Source organism: Methylocapsa palsarum, assembly GCF_900114285.1.
In the GTDB taxonomy this organism is placed as follows: domain Bacteria; phylum Pseudomonadota; class Alphaproteobacteria; order Rhizobiales; family Beijerinckiaceae; genus Methylocapsa; species Methylocapsa palsarum.
Map to the genome: position 1 here is coordinate 89674 of NZ_FOSN01000013.1, position 20829 is coordinate 110502.

19 protein-coding genes and 6 pseudogenes are annotated in these 20829 nt (G+C 57.5%); 9 read left to right on the plus strand and 16 right to left on the minus strand.

What is annotated here, in order from left to right:
- Positions 1 to 179 precede the first annotated feature (179 nt).
- Positions 180 to 1982, minus strand: a complete 1803-nt coding sequence (locus BM177_RS14180; protein WP_091684808.1) for a glycoside hydrolase family 15 protein — start codon at positions 1980 to 1982, stop codon at positions 180 to 182.
- A 382-nt stretch (positions 1983 to 2364) separates the two neighbouring features.
- Between BM177_RS14180 and BM177_RS14185 the strand changes: the two genes are divergently transcribed.
- Both BM177_RS14185 and tpiA read left to right on the plus strand, forming a co-directional pair.
- The gene (locus BM177_RS14185) at positions 2365 to 3033 is read left to right on the plus strand and encodes a sensor histidine kinase (protein ID WP_175492618.1); all 669 of its coding nucleotides are present in this window, start codon (positions 2365 to 2367) and stop codon (positions 3031 to 3033) included.
- A 193-nt stretch (positions 3034 to 3226) separates the two neighbouring features.
- Positions 3227 to 4024, plus strand: a complete 798-nt coding sequence (gene tpiA / locus BM177_RS14190; RefSeq protein WP_210185916.1) for a triose-phosphate isomerase — start codon at positions 3227 to 3229, stop codon at positions 4022 to 4024.
- Positions 4025 to 4203: 179 nt separating this feature from the next.
- Here the strand turns inward: tpiA and BM177_RS14195 are convergent.
- The 8 genes and pseudogenes from BM177_RS14195 to BM177_RS14225 form a co-directional block, all read right to left on the minus strand.
- Positions 4204 to 4578 (minus strand): annotated as a pseudogene (locus BM177_RS14195) (phosphate ABC transporter ATP-binding protein); the annotation flags it as partial.
- Positions 4579 to 4605: 27 nt separating this feature from the next.
- Positions 4606 to 5007: a transposase gene (locus tag BM177_RS21160; RefSeq protein ID WP_091684761.1), complete on the minus strand. Its 402-nt coding sequence runs from the start codon at positions 5005 to 5007 to the stop codon at positions 4606 to 4608.
- A gap of 25 nt (positions 5008 to 5032) precedes the next feature.
- Positions 5033 to 5275, minus strand: coding sequence for an ABC transporter permease family protein (locus BM177_RS14205; RefSeq protein WP_091684763.1), 243 nt, complete (start codon positions 5273 to 5275; stop codon positions 5033 to 5035).
- A 3-nt stretch (positions 5276 to 5278) separates the two neighbouring features.
- Positions 5279 to 5818: pseudogene (locus BM177_RS14210) on the minus strand (ABC transporter permease subunit); the annotation flags it as partial.
- 53 nt (positions 5819 to 5871) lie between these two features.
- Positions 5872 to 6855 (minus strand): zinc-dependent alcohol dehydrogenase family protein, encoded by a 984-nt coding sequence (locus BM177_RS14215; protein ID WP_091684764.1) that lies wholly within the window; start codon positions 6853 to 6855, stop codon positions 5872 to 5874.
- Positions 6856 to 6906: 51 nt separating this feature from the next.
- Complete coding sequence (locus BM177_RS21025; RefSeq protein WP_342028917.1) at positions 6907 to 7821, minus strand: NAD(P)H-hydrate dehydratase; 915 nt, start codon at positions 7819 to 7821, stop codon at positions 6907 to 6909.
- A 39-nt stretch (positions 7822 to 7860) separates the two neighbouring features.
- Positions 7861 to 8535 (minus strand): annotated as a pseudogene (locus tag BM177_RS21030) (NAD(P)H-hydrate epimerase); the annotation flags it as partial.
- 150 nt (positions 8536 to 8685) lie between these two features.
- Positions 8686 to 9333, minus strand: a complete 648-nt coding sequence (locus BM177_RS14225; RefSeq protein WP_091684768.1) for a BON domain-containing protein — start codon at positions 9331 to 9333, stop codon at positions 8686 to 8688.
- Positions 9334 to 10063: 730 nt separating this feature from the next.
- Between BM177_RS14225 and BM177_RS14230 the strand changes: the two genes are divergently transcribed.
- The 4 genes from BM177_RS14230 (at position 10064) to BM177_RS14245 (ending at position 14158) form a co-directional block, all read left to right on the plus strand.
- Positions 10064 to 11680: an oleate hydratase gene (locus BM177_RS14230; protein ID WP_244532340.1), complete on the plus strand. Its 1617-nt coding sequence runs from the start codon at positions 10064 to 10066 to the stop codon at positions 11678 to 11680.
- A gap of 167 nt (positions 11681 to 11847) precedes the next feature.
- A complete protein-coding gene (locus tag BM177_RS21165; RefSeq protein ID WP_091684771.1) occupies positions 11848 to 12192 on the plus strand; it encodes an HPF/RaiA family ribosome-associated protein in 345 nt (114 codons plus the stop codon).
- Positions 12193 to 12378: 186 nt separating this feature from the next.
- Positions 12379 to 13728, plus strand: coding sequence for an erythromycin esterase family protein (locus tag BM177_RS14240; RefSeq protein WP_091684773.1), 1350 nt, complete (start codon positions 12379 to 12381; stop codon positions 13726 to 13728).
- A gap of 121 nt (positions 13729 to 13849) precedes the next feature.
- Entirely contained in the window at positions 13850 to 14158 is a 309-nt protein-coding gene (locus BM177_RS14245) for a c-type cytochrome (protein ID WP_091684815.1), read from the plus strand.
- 243 nt (positions 14159 to 14401) lie between these two features.
- On the opposite strand, the pseudogene BM177_RS14250 reads toward BM177_RS14245, so the two are convergent.
- Positions 14402 to 14638, minus strand: a pseudogene (locus BM177_RS14250) (ATP-binding protein); the annotation flags it as partial.
- A 529-nt stretch (positions 14639 to 15167) separates the two neighbouring features.
- On the minus strand, positions 15168 to 15575 hold the full coding sequence (locus BM177_RS20710; protein ID WP_244532341.1) for a hypothetical protein: 408 nt from the start codon (positions 15573 to 15575) through the stop codon (positions 15168 to 15170).
- A gap of 58 nt (positions 15576 to 15633) precedes the next feature.
- On the opposite strand from BM177_RS20710, the pseudogene BM177_RS14260 reads away from it, so the two are divergent.
- A pseudogene (locus tag BM177_RS14260) lies at positions 15634 to 16109 on the plus strand (SDR family oxidoreductase); the annotation flags it as partial.
- Positions 16110 to 16246: 137 nt separating this feature from the next.
- On the opposite strand, the gene BM177_RS14265 reads toward BM177_RS14260, so the two are convergent.
- The 4 genes and pseudogenes from BM177_RS14265 to BM177_RS20085 form a co-directional block, all read right to left on the minus strand.
- Entirely contained in the window at positions 16247 to 16810 is a 564-nt protein-coding gene (locus tag BM177_RS14265; protein ID WP_091684817.1) for a peroxiredoxin, read from the minus strand.
- Positions 16811 to 17023: 213 nt separating this feature from the next.
- Positions 17024 to 17548 carry a DUF1993 domain-containing protein gene (locus BM177_RS14270; RefSeq protein WP_091684779.1) on the minus strand — a complete coding sequence of 175 codons (525 nt, stop codon included), beginning with the start codon at positions 17546 to 17548 and terminating at the stop codon, positions 17024 to 17026.
- A gap of 28 nt (positions 17549 to 17576) precedes the next feature.
- On the minus strand, positions 17577 to 18578 hold the full coding sequence (locus BM177_RS14275; protein WP_342028916.1) for an aldo/keto reductase: 1002 nt from the start codon (positions 18576 to 18578) through the stop codon (positions 17577 to 17579).
- A 151-nt stretch (positions 18579 to 18729) separates the two neighbouring features.
- Positions 18730 to 18998: pseudogene (locus BM177_RS20085) on the minus strand (site-2 protease family protein); the annotation flags it as partial.
- Positions 18999 to 19021: 23 nt separating this feature from the next.
- Between BM177_RS20085 and BM177_RS20090 the strand changes: the two are divergent.
- Positions 19022 to 19399 carry a hypothetical protein gene (locus BM177_RS20090; RefSeq protein ID WP_175492612.1) on the plus strand — a complete coding sequence of 126 codons (378 nt, stop codon included), beginning with the start codon at positions 19022 to 19024 and terminating at the stop codon, positions 19397 to 19399.
- A gap of 433 nt (positions 19400 to 19832) precedes the next feature.
- Positions 19833 to 20174 carry a DUF5335 domain-containing protein gene (locus BM177_RS14290; RefSeq protein ID WP_091684788.1) on the plus strand — a complete coding sequence of 114 codons (342 nt, stop codon included), beginning with the start codon at positions 19833 to 19835 and terminating at the stop codon, positions 20172 to 20174.
- Between the two features lie 198 nt (positions 20175 to 20372).
- Here BM177_RS14290 and BM177_RS14295 read toward each other — a convergent pair.
- Positions 20373 to 20829: integrase core domain-containing protein (locus BM177_RS14295; protein WP_244532342.1), on the minus strand; the 457-nt coding region annotated here is incomplete at its 5' end.

The window sequence follows — 20829 nt, forward strand, 5'->3', positions numbered from 1 at the left end:
ATCTTCAAACGCGCATAAGATATTGTTTCTTTTACAAAGTTCTTGGCGATTGCTTCGAAAGGGGATTGCCGCGGATAACCAATGCGTTTAGGAAAATCGATCGTTTGTGAGGTTGCCGTTCAAACGCCGAGGCCTTGGCCGTCACGAACGAGCATCGATCGACCGGCCAATTTCGGGGTTCACCGGGTGGCTTTTATCGGAATATCGATAGAGTTCTTGCTGGCGCGTTCAATATTGCGAGCGGTGTTGATGAGCGCCAGATGCGAAAAGGCCTGCGGAAAATTGCCAAGTTGCCGTCCGCGGCCCGTGTCGTATTCTTCTGCGAGAAGACCAACATCGTTGCGAAGAGACAATAGCCGTTCAAACAATACTCGAGCTTCGTCAGTGCGTCCCTGTAGCGCATAATTGTCGGCAAGCCAGAAGCTGCATGGCAAAAAGGCGCCTTCGCCGGGTGAGAGACCATCTATACCTGTTTCAGTTTCGTACCGGATGACAAGTCCGTCGCGGATAAGATTGCGTTCGATAGCGGACAAGGTGCCTAAGACGCGCTGATCCGACGATGGCAGAAATCCAACAATTGGGATCAGCAGCAGACTGGCGTCTAATGAAGCGGCGCCATACGATTGCACGAAAGAGTTCTGCGAAGAATCGAACCCCTGCGTACAAACCTGTTCGTGGATTGCTTTCCTCACAGCCTGCCAGCGGGAAACAGGCGCCTCCAACCCGAATTCCTCAACCGATCGTATCGCGCAGTCGAAAGCGACCCATGCCATGACTTTAGAATGCGTGAAATGCTTACGGCCGCCCCGGCTCTCCCATATGCCGTCGTCCGGCTTATCCCATATCGTCTCAAGATGCGCGAGGAGGGCGCATTCCAGCGCCCAGCTTGAGGGATCAGGCGACAGCCCGGTTAGACGAGCTGCATAAAGAGCACCTAAAACCTCACCGTAAACGTCGAGTTGCACCTGCTGTGCGGCTGAATTGCCAATACGAACTGGAAGCGCGCCTTCATAGCCGGGGAGCCAAGGCGCTATATACTCCAATAGCCTGCGCTCACCCGCCACACCATACATTATTTGAAGCTCGTCTGGGCTCCCCGCGACGGCGCGGAGCAGCCAGTCACGCCAAGCCTTCGCTTCGCTTAGAAATCCCGCGCCGGTCAATGCATAAAGGGTGAAAGTGGCGTCGCGAAGCCAGCAATATCTATAATCCCAGTTGCGCGATCCGCCAAACTTCTCGGGAAGGGAGGTCGTCCCTGCGGCGACGATCCCGCCAGTCTCCCAGTGTGCTAACGCCTTTAGGGTCAAGAGTGATCTAAGGACAGCGTCCGACCATTCGTTCTTCGGCTTGAACGTTGACGCCCAATTCGTCCAGTAGTGCTCAACCTGCTCTAGAACCTTTTGCGCATCGAGCCGTGCTGGAGCGGGATGAAATGATGGCGTCCAGGACAAGGTGAACCCGATTTCCTCGCCAGCCGTCACGTCGAACTCGCCGACGGTTTTCAAATCCTCTCCCTGCAGTCGAATCGTCGTATCAAACCATAGCCGATCTGGACCGGCCGTGAGTTGGAGTCGGCCGTCTTCCACGCGCGTCACCCAAGGAACAATTGAGCCATAGTCGAAGCGAACCACGAGTTCGGTCCGCATCGAGATTGTTCCACGTATTCCTCGAACTAAGCGAACGATGTCTGATACGCCTTCCCGGCGCGCCATGAAATCAATGACGCAGACTGCGGCGCCTTCGTTCTCGAAGGTGGTTTCCAGAACAAGCGTGTCACCTCTGTACCGCCGCGTGATCCGGCCATCGCCCTTGACCGGCGCGACGAGCCATCGCCCGTGGCGAGCCTCGCCCAGCAGAGCCGAGAAGCATGCGGCGCTGTCGAATCGAGGAAAGCCTAGCCAGTCAATCGAGCCATCTCGCCCTACGAGCGCGATCGTTTCACAATTCCCGATGACAGCGTAGTCTTCGATGCGGCTTGGCATGGGTCCCTCTCGGTTTTGTGACATTCGCCACGATTATAGATCGCCAAAACAAGCCCACGCCCAGGAATTGCGTCCGTTTTGCACTTCAATCGATCCGACGGACAACAACCTCTTGAAGCGGAAATGCCGCTCGTCGTCTCCAAAAGTCGACGGCTCATACGAGCGCGGCGACTGAGTAGTTTCCCTAGCTAACTTCACCGTGTCTGATCTTGTATCTAATGGTTGATGTGGCATTTGAGCTCCAAACCCCATTAGAATGGCATTCGAAATGACTATGGTGCAATTTTTGTCATGCTCTGACCGTCATACAGACCTTACGTCTCAAGGGCCTGCGCTTTGCGTGGCTGCGGGGTACAAAACGCTCTGCACGCCGCTCCAGTCTATGGAAATCCGCCTTAGAGAGGGGCTATACCGAGAAGAGACTTTGCGGCGTGAAACGGACGCATTGATTGGACGCTATGAAATTCTAAGGCAAGAATCGGAACATAGATTTCTGAATGGGCTTCAAATGATCATAAGTCTGCTTTCGCTTCAAAGCCGCTCGGCGGAGAACGTCGGCACCGCCGCTCAATTAAACGTGGCGGCTAATCGGGTAGCTAGCATCGCGCGAGTCCACCGGCGGCTTCACTATTTGGATAACGTACCAACCGTCGCCTTTAGGCCCTTTCTCGAAGATCTTGGACGGGACTTCACAGCGCTGTTGAGTTGTCCGGGCTGCCCAGATAGGGCGATCGTCGTGGAGGCGATTGAAGTCGAGCTTCCAACGGCGACCGGTATTCCTCTCGGCTTCGTCGTTAGTGAACTGATCACGAATGCCGCTAAATATGGAAAAGGCAGCATCACAATCCGGTTAGAGCTGCATTTCCAAAAGGGTTATGCACTATCGGTCTCTGACGATGGTCCTGCATTTTCGGAAGCGACCGATACGACTTCTCAAAAAGGGCTTGGGATGAATATTATTCGATCGCTTGTCGAAAGTATCGGCGGTGAGTTACTGACCAATCGTGCAACTAAAAATGAATGTACACAATACGTGGTGTTGTTCTCATAACTATTCGACACGCGAAGGCGTGACGTGATATCACGAGCATACTGTATCAGCCCAGATCCCTTAGACAATACGCGATGTCTTCGGTTCTTCCTCGTTAGGATTTCATCCAATTTTAGACCGCGAACGCGAAGTCGTTCGGATCAAGAGCTGAAGCCTAGCTGATTTGCGGCGATTAAAACTCCTCGATTTGCTGATGGAGAATTGCGATGAGGAAAAAATGCGCGCTTTGATAGCCGGAAATTGGAAGATGCATGGGCTTGAGGCGCAGCTTGACGAGATCGAGACCATAGCAGCGTCTGTAAAGGCTTCGCCGCCAGCCGTGGATGTGTTGATTTGCCCTCCCTCGACGCTAATTTCGCGAGCGGTCCAAAAGTCGGCTGGGCGGCTTAACATTGGCGGACAGGACTGCAGGAGTGAAGCCGACGGGCCATTCACTGGAGACGTCAGCGCGGAAATGCTAAAAGATGCCGGCGCCTCGACGGTGATCGTTGGGCATTCAGAACGGCGTAAACATTACGGAGAAAGCAATTCAATGGTCGCCAAAAAGGCGCAGGCTGCTTGGCGTGCGGGAATTCTGGCGATTATCTGCATCGGCGAGACTGCGACACAACGCCGGGAGGGTCAGGCCTTGTCTACTTGTGGCCACCAGATTGCTGGGAGCGTTCCCGATGAAATGACGCTCGCCGCCAACGCGATAGGCTACGAACCTTTATGGGCGATCGGAACAGGACGGTCGGCGACACATGACGAAATCGTAGAAGTTCATGCTTATATCCGAAAGTGCTTGGTGACACGTTTTGGCGCAAAGGGGAGAAACCTTCGAATTCTATATGGCGGGTCCGTTGATCCGTCCAATGCGCGTGAAATTATGGCCTTGCCGGAGGTCGGCGGTTTGCTGGTTGGGGGAGAAAGCCTAAAGGCGAAAGAGTTCGATTCAATTTTGAGGGTTGTTCCGTCGAAATGTCTGATCTCGTCTTCCAACGTTGGCTGATGCATCACCAAGCATCAGAGGCGACCCTTTTTGCATGTGACCCTGAGCGCCGACCATCTGGCTGAACCCGCTCACTGTTGAATGCGGCGGTAATACGTTCGATGGTGAAACGAGATCGAGCATTGACGAACGCTGCGCGACGATGGGCTCGTTGCCGCGTTCCACTGCAAGAGGGCAGGAGACAACAAGTTCGCGCCACTCCTCTCCTTGACCTCCGACCAGAGGGCGGCCCTCTCGAGGGCCGACTTGACTCTTTCGTCGAGTTCGGACTTGTCGATCTTTTCGTACAGCCTGATGCCAAATGCGATATTGTCATAGATCCACATCGGAAATGGCGTTCGCTTCTAAAACACCATTCCGACCCGGGCGCGCAGAGAGTTGAGGTCTTCGCCCGAACGCAATATGTTCGCTCCGTCCAGAATGACTTCGCCTTCCGCCCTCTGGTTCGGATAAAGGTCATACATGCGGTTCATCATGCGGAGTAAGGTCGATTTTCCACAGCCGGACGGTCCGATGAACGAAATCACCCTGTTTGCATAGAGCGGAAAGGAGACGCCACCCGCGCGCCTTCAGGGCCCCGATCACCGCCGCGATGGTCGCCTCGTCGGCACCGGACGCGACGCACACGACGACGCCGTCGATCTCCAGTTCCACCGCAGCCGCACGCCGTGACGGACCGGCGCGACGCCTGGCGACAGGCTCACGGCTCGCCACCGCGCCGGAACGAAGAGAGGCGTTGGCGCGCAATTTTGCGTCCCGCGTTTGCGCGCCTCCCGGCGCCACGTGAAAAGCTGCGTCGGCGTCAGGCCTCGACGCCGAGCGATCTCGCTGACACTCGCCCCGCCGGCGTAACTGTCAGCGACGATCGCCGCCTTCTCCTCCGGCGTCCATGCGCGTCGCCGGCCGGCCCCCGTGAACAACTCGATCCGTCGCGCCGGAGCGGCGTCCGGCTTCGACATAGGCTTAGACACTGACATCGACATATGCCGGAGCTCTTCGTTGCTCCGACTATCGCCGCAAAAACCATTCTCTTGAAGGTGAGGCCCAAACAACGCTTTCGTTCAGAAGGCCTCCGGATTGACCGGGCGGCGGCGTCATCTGCGTGAAGACGGAGAACGACAGGCCGTTGAAACCCTGGACGATGAGTTCGAACAAAATGATGACCAGCCAGCTCAGGCCGAGCGCGGTCGCGGCGTAGCATAATCCAAGATAAATTACGTTGGCGCGGCGGCGTTTATCGCAGAGCGCCACAAATCACCTCCGTGTCTGACGATCAAGCCGCATCAACAAATAGCGCGCGATCGCCAGAATGAAAAAAGTAATGACGAAAAGGATGAGGCCGAGAGCCATTAGAGCGGATGTATAGAGATCGCCGACCGCCTCAGTGAATTCATTGGCGATGCTCGCCGAGATCGTGGTTCCCGGCGCAAGCAGCGAACTCGATATCCGGTGGGCGTTGCCAATAACGAAGGTTACCGCCATGGTTTCGCCGAGCGCGCGGCCAAGGCCCAGCATGACGCCGCCGATGACGCCACCGCGGGTGTAGGGGATCACGATCGAGCGGATGACTTCCCACTTCGTGCAGCCGCAGGCGTATGCGGACTCCTTCAACACCGCGGGCACTGTTTCGAACACGTCGCGCGAGATCGAGGCGACGACGGGAAGCACCACGATCCCATAGGGTGGCCCGGTGAAGAGCGAGGACAACACGGGAACATGGGCGAAGGCGGCGATCAGCGCCGGCTGGAGATGCTGTTGGAGAAAAGGAGCGAAGACGAACAGGCCCCAAATGCCCTAGATGATCGACGGGCGCCCACAGTGAGGCGGAGAAGATGCTCCAAAACCATTTACGGCAAGAGCACCGCCGCACCCTCGAAAGCGCCTGCTCGCAGATCGGCTAGCGCTTCGTTGGCTTGCTCAAGCGGGTAAGCCGTTGTCTTCGTGACGATGCCCATCCGCGGAACGAGCGCAAGAAAATCGAGGCCGTCCTGCCGCGTGAGATTGGCGACGGAGGCGAGTTGGCGTTCTTCCCATAAAATTTCATAGGGAAAACTCGGAATATCGCTCATATGTATGCCGGCGCAAACTACGCGTCCGCCTTTTCGCACCGCCTTCAGCGCCAATGGGACGAGATCGCCGACGGTCGCGAAGATGATCGCGGCGTCGAGCGGTTCGGGCGGCGCCTCGTCGGACCCGCCCGCCCAAACCGCGCCGAGGCTTCGGGCGAATTCCTGATTGGTGTCGTCGCCGGGTCGGGTGAACGCGAACACCTCCCGCCCTTGCCACTTTGCGGCTTGTGCGAGGATATGAGCGGCGGCTCCGAACCCGTAAAGTCCGAGCTTCCTGGCTTCGCCCGCGATCACGAGCGAGCGCCAGCCGATCAATCCCGCGCAGAGGAGTGGCGCCAGCGACACGTCGCTTCCGGTTTCGCCGAGGGGAAACGCGAACCGCGCGTCCGCGATCGCCGCCGTCGCGTAGCCGCCGTCGCGCGTATAGCCGGTGAAGAGGGGCGCGTCGCACAGGTTTTCCCGCTTCGCCTCGCAATAGGGGCAGACGCCGCAGGTGTGGCCGAGCCAGGGAATGCCCACTCGCTGATCCATCGCGAGGCCGGCGACGCCCGGCCCGATCGCATCGATCCGCCCGACAATCTCGTGCCCCGGAATGATCGGCGACTTCGGATGCGGCAGTTCTCCGTCTAGAACATGAAGATCGGTGCGGCAGACGCCGCAGGCGAGAACCTTCACCCGAATTTCGCCCGCCCCTGGATCCCGATCGGGCAGTTCGGTCCACACGAGTGGCGTACCTGGTTTGCTGAGCACCATCGCCTGCATTGTACTATCCTTGTTCGGCCAAAGCACCGCTGAGGAAGGCCTTGCGCCCCGTTAGGCGCAAGAGAAAGGTCGAACGACTGTGCGATCCTTGGCGTCGAACAGTGCTTTGAGCTTTTGCAGCACGCGGGGGAGGGCGTCGGGGAGATCCTTCGCCACCAGACCCAGGCCCAATGCCTCTGCCGCCGCCCCATGCAGCCAAGCCGCAGCGGCGGCTGCCTCGAAGGGCTCCATTCCTTGGGCGAGTAGCGCTGCGACAAAGCCCGTCAGGACGTCGCCACTGCCGCCAGTTGCAAGCTGGGCGGGGGCGTTTGAGTTAATAATCGCTCGTCCGTCCGGCGCAGCGATGACGGTGTCGGGACCTTTTAGTAAGACCACGGCGTTGCACTGATTGGCCGCGCTCCGGGTGCGTTGCAGCTTGTCCCCCTCGCAATGAAAGAGCCGCATGAACTCACCCGCATGCGGCGTTAATACGCAGGGTCCGCGAATAGCTTCGAACAGATCCTCTGGCGCCTCCGCGAACGAGGTCAGGGCGTCAGCGTCAAGCACTATCGCCCGTTTTGTCGCGAGCGCAGACAAAACATATTGCCGGGTCGATGGGCCCACACCCGCTCCCGGCCCAATCGCGAAGACATTGCGGCGGACGTCGGCTAATAAAGCCTCGAATTCCGCCAGGCTGTCGAAACTGCGGACGATCGTATCGAGCAACGACGCCGCGTAGATGCTCCATACCTTGGCTGGAGCGGCGAGGGTAACCATTCCCGCACCGGCGCGAGCGGCAGCTGCCGCGGTCATGCGGCTTGCGCCGGTTATCGCCTCCCCGCCAAGGATGAGGACTTGGCCGCGCTCATACTTGTAACTTTCAGGCTCGGGCCACGGGTAAACGTCGAGCCATATTTCAGGACCGTTCTCCCATGTCCTCGCATTGATGACATCAAGTACAGCGGTCTGGATGCCGATGTCGGCCACGACAACATCTCCGCAAAGCCCTCGCCCAGGAAAGAGCAGATGGCCAGGCTTTTTGCGGAAAAAGGTAACTGTAAGGTCCGCAGGCGCTACAGCGCCCAGAACATTTCCGTTGGCGCCGTCGAGGCCGCTTGGAACGTCGATGGCGCAGGTTGGAATCCGGCGCGTTTTCAGCGCCTCGAGCATTTCGCGCGCCGGCCCGGCCACGGGCCGGGACAGACCTGAACCGAAAATAGCATCGACAACGATCCCCGCGCCGTCGAGGCAATTCGGGGTGAAGGGCTCGATCGGTCCACTCCATAGACAAGCGGCTCGGGCGGCTTCGTCCGCAAGCTTATCGCGCAATCCCAAAAGAGCCAGTTTTACCGGCCAACCAGCATCAGCGAGGTGGCGAGCGGCGACAAAGCCGTCTCCGCCATTGTTCCCTGGCCCGCACAAGACCGTGACAGGCCGCATCAGCCATCGCGTTCCGACTGCGACGGAGACCGCTCTGCCAGCGGATTCCATGAGCTCAGACTCGTTGGCTCCCCTCGATACAGTCAAGTTGTCGGCGCTGTCCATTTCCGCAGGCGTTAGGAGTACGAGTTTGCTGTTTGAAGAGACCCGCCGTGAAACGTTGTGTTCCAGAATGGGCGGCCTAAAGTTTTCAACGCCGGTGGGCTGCGGCAACTGCGCCAAGTCCGCCGTTTCGCGATCAGGATTGAGGTGAGGGCGCATGAGGCTCCAAGCCGATTGAAGGGCATTTGTCACGTTCTTTCCGAAGCTGAAACACTTTTGGTTAAGTCTTCAGGTTTTCGGCAAGACAAATCGCATCTAAAAAAGGACGCCGCCGGCCCCTTAAAACAGACCAACGGCGCGCCGCCTAAATCAGTCGACTCTGATATCATTCTCGACAGAGATCACACCCGGCGCCGCCCACGCGGTCGACCCAGCCTCCTCTCGCTCAGACCAGTAGTGCACCGATCCAGTTAGTTGCACTTTTCCGCCCTGCGAGCTCACATTGATCCGATTTGGCTCGAACCATGACCGATGAAGCGCGACCATGATATCTTCTCTGATGTTCTCCGCATTGACCCTGGGCTTGATCTTTATATCATTGGATACGCCGATCACGCCTGACAGTCCGCGGATGTCGTCACTTGCTGACTGCTGCTGATAGTGCCAATCGACTTCACCGGTCAGAGTGACCCAACCCTTTTCCACTTTAACCTTGACAGAATCCATCGGAACCGCCGCGTCCCAGGCCAGTCGGGCTATCGCCGCTGCAGCAATTTCTTCGTCGCTTCGCTTAAAGCTGAACGGCAACTGAACTTCCAGTTCCTCGGCAACTGCCTTTACGCCCTTGACACGCCTTGTGGCTCTTTCCGCCGCGGACTTTTGAGCATAGATTTCAACGTGGCCCATGAGCGTCACAACGCCATTCTTTGCAGTAACGCCAATGTGAGCTGCATTCACGCTTGGCTCCCAGGCCAGTTCGTCAAGCACGGCCTGCTTTAATTGTTTATCGTCAAACATGAATTTCTCCGGAGTTTTCGTTGCGAGGTATTGCTCGACGCCGCTGTTACGCTCTCATTGATCCAGAGGGGCTGTTTCGAGACCCTGGCTCCAAGCGTATGGCCGCCGATTTTGGCTTATTACCGACAAGGCAAATTTTAAGACAGGGTCGGAATCTAATCAGGCGCTTGAAAGTAGAAAAGCTGCGGATGTAGGTTGAGAGCTCAGCTGAAGATGGCGATATGTTTCGGCGTGCAGAAATTGCTCTTCTCTATTTGTCTACGCGGACAAGCCTTTTCAGGCTTTTTGAATCAGACGCTGCCCCGCGTTCAGCGAGCATTCCGGGACTAGCCGGATGCTTCTAATTTCCTCTCGAGGCTCTACAACGAGACCGCAAAGCCCTTCGAAAGGACAGCGTCCGAGGTCCATCAGAAACGCCTCAAGCCAATCTCCGCGGTTCGGTGATTCTGGGTACTAGACTAGGCGGCGACGGTCCTCATGCAAGCCTGCTTCGGCTTCGTTAGGCGAGTAATTTCCATGCAAGCCTCCGTGCCAAAGCGCAGAGTCGCAATGAGTAGTTTCCGAGGCTTGCCGTTTGGCCGGTCCCTGGTCCAACTCCCCAAAGGGTCGAGTATCGCGACTGGTGCCGGCAGACTCCGCGCAGCGGTAGCGGAACGATTGTCGCGCGAAGGCAGTTCAGCGTGGCGAGAGTGCCACCCTGTGCCGCAGCGCCCTTGACAGGTACGTTACCATGGATATCGAGATCACGCCGATCCACATGAATACTGCTTCAATGAACTTGCGAAGCACCAAAGCCTACCTCGTGGGGAGCGGCATCGGATCTTTGGCGGCGGCTGCGTTCATGATCCGCGACGGTGGCATTCTGGGATCCAGCATCACGATCTATGAAGCCATGTTGACCCTTGGGGGCAGTCTTGACGGCGGAGGCAACGCGACTGACGGCTACACTATGCGCGGCGGGAGGATGCTGACGACCGACAATTACGAATGTACATGGGGGTTATTTGACACGATCCCGTCCCTGACAAATGCCGACCGTAGCGTTCGCGACGATACCGTGGCGTTCAACGAGGCCAATATCGCCCACGCCGACGCCCGTCTGGTCGACGCCAACCGGCATCGTCTGGATGTGAAATCCATGGGGTTTTCCATGGCGGATCGGGTCGACCTCTTCAAACTCGTCGCAGCCGATGAGGCGATGCTTGGGGACAGCCGGGTCACCGACTGGCTCTCACCGGAATTTTTCCGCACAAATTTCTGGTTCATGTGGGCTACCACGTTCGCTTTTCAGCCTTGGCACAGCGCCGTTGAGTTTCGGCGCTATCTTCATCGCTTCATACTAGAGTTCACCCGCATCGAGACATTGGCCGGGGTGAAGCGAACGGTGTTTAACCAGTATGACTCGCTCGTTGCGCCGCTGGTCGCTTGGCTGCGCGATGCGGGCGTGCAATTTGTGACCGATTGTCAAGTAAGCGACATCGCGCTGCGCCTCGAAGATGGAGAGGTCATCGCCGAAGCGCTGAGCTTGATACGGTCGGGGAAGATCGAGACAGTCCCGGTGGCCGATAGCGATCTGGTATTCTTCCAGAACGGATCGATGACCGATGCCTCGACCTATGGCTCGATGACGATGGCGCCGGCCCAATTGACCAAGGCCGACAGTGGTGGATGGGCGCTGTGGGAGAAACTGGCTGCCGGTCGCCCAGAATTCGGCAATCCCGCAGCTTTTACCCGCAGCGTTCCTGAATCCTTGTGGGAGTCCTTTACCGTCACGCTTCACGACAGCGCGTTTTTTGACGCCATGGAGGACTTCACCGGCGACTTAGCGGGCACTGGTGGGCTTGTGACCTTCAAGGACTCGAACTGGCTGATGTCAGTTGTGCTGGCGCACCAGCCTCATTTTGCAAACCAACCAGAAGATGTTCAGGTCTTTTGGGGCTACGCCCTTCACCCGGATCGCATCGGCAATTTCGTCGTAAAGTCGATGAGCGATTGCACGGGCGCAGACATTCTTCAGGAACTTTGCGGTCACCTGAATTTCGACCGGCGGGTTCTTGCGAGCGCTAATTGCATCCCGTGCCGGATGCCTTACATCACCTCGATGTTCATGCCCCGCACAGTCGGCGATCGGCCTTTGCCCGTTCCCGCCAATAGCCGGAATCTCGCCTTTGTCAGCCAGTTCGTTGAGTTGCCAGAGGATACTGTGTTCACCGTAGAATACTCGGTGCGAGCGGCTCAGACCGCCGTCTATCAGCTGCTGGGAATCGACAAGGAAATCCCGCCGGTGCTCCATCACGATCAGTCAAACAAGGTCAGACTTGACGCCCTGATCAAAGCGTTCACGTGAAGCGCGGCCTGCAGGATCATGCTTTCTCACCCCAAGATCGGCCGTCAAACGATGTGATCGAGATCCTCTCGTGTCGGACTATCTTGAAGAGGGCTTTTTGGGGTCTAATCTGACCTACGACGCGTTGGAGATGCCGCGCCGTTGGAGCCTCAAAAAGGGACCGTAAGATGCAAACGCCGCTTGAAATCGCTTTCCAGAATACCGAGCCCTCTGAAACGATCCGATTGGAAATCGAAAGGCAGGCCAAACGTCTGGAGAGATTCTCTGATCGGATCACGAGTTGCGACGTGACGGTCATTGCGCCTCAGACACGGCATCGGCATGGCGATCTGTTCAAAATCGACATTCGCATCGCGATGCCGGAACATAAGGACATCATCGTCAGTAAAACGCACGGCGACGCGCCGGAGCATGAACACCTCATGGTGGCGATCAAGGATGCCTTTGCGGCGGCGCAGCGCCAGCTTGAGGAGTGCGTTCGAGAAATGCGCAGTCAGGCGAATCCGCATTAAGCGGATTGCGCATCCATCGAAGCGGCCGGCGACGGCGAGGTTTACTTCCGTCGCGGTAGCGTGCTCGACGACGCCTTCGTTGCCCAGCGCATCCGCAGAAATCCGCCCCGTCGCCCAAATTGTGGTCGGGGTCGCGCAGGTCACGGTTCGCTCATTGGCGAACACGATTTCAAGTGAGGATCTGTCATGTCCGATCTCGCTAATTCTGAGGCACTTAAAGTAAAGTGCGAAGGCGATGCCGAAGCCGTCGCGATCGTTCACGCTTGTTGCGAGCCTCTGCCGCCGCCCGAGGAGGCGACGGATTTCGGCCAGGCTTTCGATCGTTTCGGGGATGCGAAAGTCGTCCTTCTCGGCGAGGCGACGCATGGCACTTCGCAGTTCTACCTGGCCCGCGCCGCGATCACGCGGCGCCTGATTGAAAAGCATGGGTTCAACATCGTAGCTATTGAAGCAGACTGGCCGGACGCGGCGCGGATCGACCGCCACGTCCGCCACCACGCGCATGAACCATCGTCCGAGGAAGCCTTTTCACGCTTCCCGACTTGGATGTGGCGAAATGTCGAAGTCCATGACTTCGTGGAATGGCTGCGCGTGCATAACGAGGCGCAACCGTCGAAGGCGCGAACGCAATTCAGAGGGCTCGACATCTACAGTCTGGGAAGCTCGATCGCCGCCGTTCTGGCGTATCTCGATCGGGTCGACCCGGACGAAGCCAAGATGGCGCGCAAGCGATACGGGTGTTTGACCCCATGGCAGGAAGATCCCAGCGGCTATGGTCGCGCTGCCCGTCATCTCGCCAAACCCCCATGTGAAGACGGAGTTGTCGCGGAACTTGGCGCTCTCCTTGAAAATAGACTTGCCTATATGCGCCGCGACGGAGACTCCTTTTTCGACGCGGCGCAGAACGCCCGGATTGTGCTGGCCGCCGAACACTACTATCGCGTGATGTACCGCAGCTCCATGGATTCGTGGAATCTTCGCGATCGTCACATGTTCCAGACGCTTGCGCGGCTACTCGATGCGAGGGGCGACGACGCCAAAGCCGTCGTCTGGGCGCACAATTCGCACATCGGCAACGCGGCGGCGACGGCCATGGGCTGGCAGGGCGAGTTCAACATCGGGGAGCTTTGCCGGGCCGCCTTCGCCGACTCCGCGGCTCTGATTGGTTTCGGCACGGATCGCGGGACGGTCGCGGCCGCCAGCGATTGGGATGGTCCGATGGAGGTGAAGACTGTGGTTCCAGCGCGTCCCGACAGCTATGAGCGCGTTTTTCGTGAAACTTCGGTTGAGCGGTCCTTGACCGACTGGCGAAGCGGGCGCAGCCATGAATTGCGCGATGTCTTGTCAAAACCCCGGCTTGAGCGCGCCATTGGCGTTATCTACCGCCCCGAAACTGAGTTCGCGAGCCACTATTTTCAGGCTGTCCTCTGCGACCAGTTCGACGCCTATGTCTGGTTCGAACAAACCAGCGCGGTGACGCCGCTCTCCGGAGGGTCCCCTCACGGCGCGCCGGACACTTACCCCTTTGGACTTTAGCGATGCCGAAAGCGCGGATGAGACGTTGACGAAATGCTCACGGAAATCATCGAAGTCTCACCTTTATAAGACTGGCCTGCCGAAAAGGCTGCGGAGTTTAACAATGATAATATTAATAGTTATGGCAGTGCTTGTTGGTTCCTTTGCGTCCGTCACGTCCGTTCGTGCACAAGGGTCCGATCCTTCTACTGGCCGCCGCCTCGCGGAGGCGGAATGTAGCGGTTGCCATCAAATTGACCCCGCCTCAACAACGCCGAGGCCCAACTCTGCCGCGCCTAGTTTTATAGACATCAGTCGTATGCCTTCGACGAACGAACTTGCAATCAAAGTGTTTCTAAGGTCATCGCATCCGCCCATGCCCGACCTCATTTTGTCTCGCCAGGAAATCAACTCCATCACTGCCTATATTCTCGCTCTTTCTCAGAAGTAGAATCGGCAGCTAGATGTTTAGTCCCGGCATATGATGGAGCGGGTCTAGATTGAATCTGTTTGGCTCTTTTGTCCAGAGCTTACAGATATATTTGCGGATACCGACGAAGCCGGCCATGCATTCCGATCTGAAGCCGGCCAGCGTTCCGATTTGATGCCGGCCACTTGCAGTTTGCTGCCACAGGTCAGGATTGATGATGTTTCGCCGTTTCTGATTGGTCAAGGGTGCATGGATTCGTGGATTTCATGCGGACGAACGACTCTTGCGCAGAGTTTGTCCCGCCAAATCGATCCGATAGGCGTTGTGGACGACGCGGTCGAGGATCGCGTCGGCGAGCGTCGCGATCCCAATCATGTCGTGCCAGCGGTCGACCGGGATCTGGCTGGTGATGATGAGAGACCCCTTATCGTATCGGTCTTCGACGATTTCCAGGAGGTCGCGCGCCTGCTCGGGCGTCAGGGCCTCGGGCCCCCAATCATCCTATGTGGACCGGCGCGGTCGACGATGCATAAGGCGGTGTTCTCGAGCGCGACATCTAAGGCGGCATATAGCTCGACGGTAGTCATCTCCTTTGGAATGCCTGGGCAGTATGGCCAAGGCGAGCCCACTGACCGCATCACCAAAACTACTGGCCGAATCGGCATTGAGTTAATTCACTTATTCTTGTTTGGGGGAGCGCGGACATGGCGAAGGGGGTGCCTGAACGTTTTTATGTCGCTGAACGCCAGGCGGAATTGTCGGCCCAGGCCAAGTTCGGCGGCGGGGAGCAAGCTTCGGCTACGCAGCCGAAACGGCCCCCGGGCCTCGGTTGCGCCCTGCGCACCCTATTTGCCGCTATTGCCAGACTCGGCTCGGTCCGCCTTGAGACAAGAGAGGTGCGCGCTGTCCACCAGCCCCTCCCAAAGGCAATGGTCCAGACCGACGTCCATTATCAGAGCCCGAGAGCCCGAGGTGATGGGCGGCTGCCAGCCGCGCACGCGCAACGTCGCGCGCCTGTCGTCAATCGTCCTCAGTTTATTCGCCCTTTTGTATCGCCCCGAAACGCGGTCGAGGGCGGGGCGAGAAAGGCGTCAAACCGCTCCTTGACGATCGCGTAGCATTCGCACGAGGCCTTTTCGAGGGCAGAACGATCAAGAACTTGCATCATTCCCCGGCGATAGCTGATGAGGCCGGCGTTCTGCATCGATTGAGCCGCAAGCTGAGTTAAGGGGCGCTGAGTGGTGCGTTGAAACGAGAATCCGGACAATTTCTTCGTTGAGGGACCGGCGTAAGATTCGGTAATGAGCCGCCAGGGAGTCGCTTCCGCGTCGGCCACGCTGGGGCCCGACATTCCAAAGCCGAACCAGATGCTTCTTGAGATTTCACGTTTCGCCTCGAGCTTGCTGTTCGCGGTCTGTTCGAGAATAGAGGTCAGCATCCCCTCATGCGTACGCAGAAGTCCAGGAAACTGGCGGCGCGATTGAGACTGGTGATTTGCGACGGGATTTCTGCACGATGAACGCCAAGGGCCGGAGAAGAGCTGGCGGCAACTCGATGCGGCCAAACTGGCGCGTGCGTTCGCGCTGAACGCCATTGGACCGGCATTGATCATGAAGCATGTGCTTCCCCTGTTGCCTCGATCGGGCAAGGCCGTCTTCGCGACGCTGTCGGCCAGGGTTGGAAGCATCGGGGATAATCGACTGGGTGGCTGGTATTCGTACCGCGCGTCCAAGGCGGCTCTCAATCAACTCGTGCGGACTGCTGCTGTGAAATTGGCGCGTCGATCCCCGGAGGCGCTTTGCATCGCCCTTCATCCCGGCACGGTCGCCACGACGCTATCTTCGCGACGACCGCGCTGGAAGTCCACACTCCTTCGGCCGCGACCCGCCATCTTCTCGCCGTCGTCGATGAACTCGCGGCAGATGCCAATGGCGGTTTCTTCGACTGGCGCGGCGAGCCTGTGCCCTGGTGAATCAAAGGCTAAACGCGTCGCAAGGTAACCGCCGACAAAGACATGCGCATTTGACGCCGTCCCTCGCTTGGCGCGTGGAGAACTTTGATGTCCAATAGTGTCACTCACCATGGAAGAAGACGGCGCGTCACTCTTGTTCAGTTCTTGTGCTGTTCGCGCCAGGTCCTCACAACGGCGAGGGTATTCTCTATGTGTTTTTCGGCGCTCGAATCGGAATAGGAGTAGAGAATCTTGCCTTCGGGCGAGATCACGTAGGAAATGCGGCTAGCAAAGGCCGCGCCCATGACCGGAACATTGAAGGCCGCGTCATAGACCTTGGCGACCGAGAGACTCGGGTCTGCGCCGACCGGGAATTTATCGCGGCATTCGGAGGCTGAAAACTCCTTTTGCGTCTCGATCTTGTCGCCAGAGAGGCCAATGACGCTCGCGCCGGCGGCCTCGAAATTCGCGATATTCTCGGCAAATTCATGCGCCTCCTGCGTGCAGACGCTGGTGAAGGACTTTGGATAAAAATACAAAACCACCGGCCCTTTTTTCAAAGCCTCGGCCAATGAGAATGGGAACTCCCTTCCGCCTTGCGCGGCCTCGACGGCGAAATCGGGCGCTGCGTCGCCCAGCTTCAGCGCGGCCCACGCGCCGCCACTGGAAAGTGCGAGGCCAAGAAAAAAGCCAAGGCAAAGCAATGGGAGAGTTGGTTTCATCTGGTGGTTCTCCATACGATCCGGCTCCGCTGCGCGCGCCGGCGAAACCCATGACGTAGGGCGTCTTGCGCTCTGTTCAACAAGCGTCGTGGTTTACTTACGCAATGTGATCGCAAAGCAGCGCGCGGTGTTGAGGGCTCAGGCAGGCCAAAAATTTAGACGAACCCGATCGCGAGACCGCCTCGTAATCAAGCGAAGCGCGATTGCGCTGTGTTAGGTCATCGTAATTGGTATTTCCCCGAGAAAGTCGCGTTTCCCGATTTCCACGCCGCAATGCCGCAAGATCGCATAGGCAGTCGTGAGGTGAAAATAGAAATTCGGCAGCACGAAATGGTTCAGGTAGTCGTCTCCCTTCATGCGGCCTTTGTCAGCCGGACCCAAGGGGAATATAATCTCACGATCTGCTGAGGCGTCGATTTGCTTCGGATCCAGCGTTTTGATGTACGCAACCGTTTTTACAAGGCGAGCCTTAAGTTGATCGATGGTTAGCTCGTTATCCTCGTAATTTGGAGCATCCAAGCCGGCAAGGCGCGCTGAGCCATTCTTGGCGAGATCTGCGGCGACTTGCACTTGACGGACGAGTGGAAACATGTCGGGCGAGAGGCGTGATTGAAGAAGCACTGTCTCGTTGATTTTTTTCGCCGAGGCAAAAAGTGCCGCCTTATCGAGAATTGATGACAACGCAGTGAGGCCAATCTTGAAGGTCGGCAGTGAGGCTTGTGACATCGAAAATGGCATAACAGGTGTTCCCTCTTTGATATGTTTGTCATTGGCGCTCGGGGCCGATCGGGTCTGAGATTGATTCAATCAAGAGTTGATCGATTTCCGCCTTTGCGGTTGCGTCGAGGGACCAATCAAACACGCCGTCGACCGGCTGCAACTGATCCGGACGGCGTGCGCCCCACAACGCCGTCGTAACGCCTTGGTCGAGAACCCAGCGGACTGCGAGATGAATAACGCGCTTGCCGAAGCGAGTCTGCGCGAAATCGTCAAGGCGCTCCACGGCTTGGAGATATTGGGCGAATCGGGGCTTTTGAAACTTCGGGTCTGAGCGGCGCAAATCATCGCCATTGAAAACGGTGTCTCGTCTCATCCTTCCGGAGAGGAGGCCTCGGCAGAGAGCTCCATAGCCGAACGTCGCAATATTGTTTTTTCGACAATAGGGAAGGATATCCGTGTCGATTTCACGTTCAAATAAATTATAGGGCGACTGAAGCACGTGGATCGGCGCTACGGCCCTGAACCTCTCCATTTGCTCCACGGAGAAATTGCTAACTCCGATCGCCCTGAACTTACCCTGTTTCAAGAGCTCAAGCATCGCATCCGCAGTTTCCTCGATTGGAATTAGCGGGTCCGGCCAGTGAACCTGATAGATGTCAATTTGATCAGTTTGCAACCTGCGCAGGGAATCCTCTATCTCTCGCATAATGCGGCTTCGGCTGGCGTTGCGAAACACCTTGCCGTCCCGCCATTCCAGCCCGACCTTTGTTGCGATCAAGAACCGCGAGCGAAGACCGCCTTCGGCGATCGCCTTGCCAACGATCTCTTCGGATCGGCCAAAGCCATAGACGGGGGCAGTGTCGATAAGATTGAGGCCATGGTCCAACGCAGTACGGATTGTCGAAATCGATTGTGCTTCATCGGTTCCACCCCACATCCAGCCGCCGATCGCCCAGGTGCCGAGAGCGATTCGTGATGCCTTTGATGACGTGCCGGGGATTTCACAGAATTCAACGTGTTTAACGGAAGCTTGGACTTGAACAGCCACAGCTATACTCCTCGTGAGTTTATGAGTCCCATTTGCATAAAATCTAGGTCCTTTGATGAGGTCGATGAACAGCCGACTAGCGATTGCGCCGAACGATGGCCTCCGTCGCCGTGTTAACGCGCGTGCCGGCCGGCGCAGCGTTCATAAACGTCCGCGCAAGAAACGAGATTCGTGGGTCGTCAATGTGCGCCAAGTCCTCGGGTTGGATCGCGCCAAGGAGGAGGAAGAGAACAAAAGCGATTACGACGTTCACCATCGGCCCGCGAGCGCGACCGCGAGTTCCTGCGCGGGCTTTTCAGACATGCGCTTCATGCTCGCTACGCCCCCAATGGGCATCAAGGTCACGTCGGGCGTCTCGATGCCGAAGCGCCGCGCCATGAGGATGTGGCCGAATTCGTGGAGAACGACGCAAACAAAGATAAGCAGGCTCTTTTGAAATTCGAGTGGGTAAATTACCGTCGTTTGGCGCATTCGATCTGACCGGACCTGTCCAGATTCAGCGCCTCGCCGACAAGTCCGTCAGCTACCGGCTTTCCTGCAGCGTTACGCATGGCGGCCAATTCGTCGACTTCATCACTAATCAAAACGTGTTTCTCGCGCCTGCCTCATCCTGGAATATCGATCCCTCGACCAGATTCACCATTGAAGCCGAATATACGCATCAGAACTCACAAGATTATGTCGGCCAGCAGAAGCTCCGGCCCGTACCTCAACTTCAATCCCTATACGCCCGTCCGCGCTACTCTGTATCCGGCGAACATCCCGGTAACCCGCTCGTTCGGCGACCCGAACCAGCCGCCGGACGCCGTGCAATTCGCTGATCTCCTATGACTTCAAGTTTCAGTTCGACAATGACTGGGCGATCTCCTCCTGCCGGATCCAGTTCAAATTATATTGCATTGACGGTCCTGTGGCCAACGCGATCATGGTGGGAACGCGGACCTGCGGGGGCGGTGCCTTGTAGCCCAGCGATTATGAGGGCGCACGTTTTTGTAGTGACGCCGCCAGCAAATGATGGCGATCTTCGCATCGCCGCGGTCTTGCCGCTTATAAAACGTTGGGTGGGGGTAGGGTAGATTAATCGGTTTTGGACCGGAAAAACGGTGTTATCTCTACGGCACCCTCTGCCAGAACAGGCTTGACTAAGAAGCGAAGCCATCGCGCCCTTGACCGCATTCCTGTTCGACTAGTCGAGCTTTTTTCGTCCCAGCAGGCCAATAAGCACTTGCCCCACAACCAAGAAGGAAGACGGCAATGACCGTGAGAAAACTCGAAAAGTCCGAATGGGGTCAATTCTTCAATGACCTGTCGAAAGGCCTCAAGGATGCGCAGGCCCAGGTTGAAATAGCCTCGCTGAAACTTGGCGACCAGGTTCAGGTTAACTGGTTACCTCTGTTTGGCATTGTCTACGACCAGAAGGACGATATCTGCGAGATCGCCCTCAAGGGGCTCGACCACCTCATCCATAGGCCGCGCGAAGTCAATGTGGAAGAGGAAGCCGGAAAGCTTTTCAGCGTGGAAATCATCGATGGCGACAATTACCATCAGATCGTCAAGCTCAAGGAGCCAGTCGGCGCGCCGGTTAAGTCATCGTAAGCGAGCCGGCCGGTCTCCTTTCGAGATGCTCCAGCGATTGCTCGACCAAAATTAAGCTCCGGGGGATCGCGGTCTGATCCTCTCCGTTTCACTGAGTGCGAGGCCTTTCGGTTCGATTGCTAACTGCGAAAAGGTTGGGAAGCGGTGACAAGGACGGATCACATTGGCCTGGCCCCGAGGGGTGATCCAGGTTCAATGTTAGTGCATTCGGCGTTCTGACGCCATTCTGGGGTTGGGCGAGCGCGCGCTTCCAATAGCTGGCGCGCTCGCCCATGGCGCGATGGTTCCGCCGCGGGGGATAATTGTCTCGGGCGCTGGCGGCCGATAGCTGAGAGAGCTGTGTGGGCGCACGGCGTTGAAATGCCGCCGCCAGGCCTCGATCATCACCTGAGCCTCGGCCAGGCTGAAGAACAACTCACCGTTAAGCAGCTCGTCGCGGAGCTTCGAATTGAAGCTCTCGCAGTAGCCATTCTCCCACGGGCTGCCGGGCTCGATATAGGCCGTCTGGGATCCGACGGCGGCGATCCGAATAAAGATTATCCGTCGGTATATCGAAGAAACCCTGAATTTGGCCGGCATGAAGATCAACTGTAAGAACACGATCGGCGCCCGCCCTTGTAATGAGATTGGCGACGAGCTTGGCGGAAATGGGAGT

Bases quoted from the DNA above. Each gene is read 5' to 3' on its own strand.
- BM177_RS14180 (WP_091684808.1), bottom strand. From the start codon at position 1,982: ATGCCAAGCCGCATCGAAGACTACGCTGTCATCGGGAATTGTGAAACG.
- BM177_RS14185 (WP_175492618.1), top strand. From the start codon at position 2,365: ATGGAAATCCGCCTTAGAGAGGGGCTATACCGAGAAGAGACTTTGCGG.
- tpiA (WP_210185916.1), top strand. From the start codon at position 3,227: ATGGAGAATTGCGATGAGGAAAAAATGCGCGCTTTGATAGCCGGAAAT.
- BM177_RS21160 (WP_091684761.1), bottom strand. From the start codon at position 5,007: ATGTCGATGTCAGTGTCTAAGCCTATGTCGAAGCCGGACGCCGCTCCG.
- BM177_RS14215 (WP_091684764.1), bottom strand. From the start codon at position 6,855: ATGCAGGCGATGGTGCTCAGCAAACCAGGTACGCCACTCGTGTGGACC.
- BM177_RS14225 (WP_091684768.1), bottom strand. From the start codon at position 9,333: ATGTTTGACGATAAACAATTAAAGCAGGCCGTGCTTGACGAACTGGCC.
- BM177_RS14230 (WP_244532340.1), top strand. From the start codon at position 10,064: ATGGATATCGAGATCACGCCGATCCACATGAATACTGCTTCAATGAAC.
- BM177_RS21165 (WP_091684771.1), top strand. From the start codon at position 11,848: ATGCAAACGCCGCTTGAAATCGCTTTCCAGAATACCGAGCCCTCTGAA.
- BM177_RS14240 (WP_091684773.1), top strand. From the start codon at position 12,379: ATGTCCGATCTCGCTAATTCTGAGGCACTTAAAGTAAAGTGCGAAGGC.
- BM177_RS14245 (WP_091684815.1), top strand. From the start codon at position 13,850: ATGGCAGTGCTTGTTGGTTCCTTTGCGTCCGTCACGTCCGTTCGTGCA.
- BM177_RS20710 (WP_244532341.1), bottom strand. From the start codon at position 15,575: ATGCTGACCTCTATTCTCGAACAGACCGCGAACAGCAAGCTCGAGGCG.
- BM177_RS14265 (WP_091684817.1), bottom strand. From the start codon at position 16,810: ATGAAACCAACTCTCCCATTGCTTTGCCTTGGCTTTTTTCTTGGCCTC.
- BM177_RS14270 (WP_091684779.1), bottom strand. From the start codon at position 17,548: ATGCCATTTTCGATGTCACAAGCCTCACTGCCGACCTTCAAGATTGGC.
- BM177_RS14290 (WP_091684788.1), top strand. From the start codon at position 19,833: ATGACCGTGAGAAAACTCGAAAAGTCCGAATGGGGTCAATTCTTCAAT.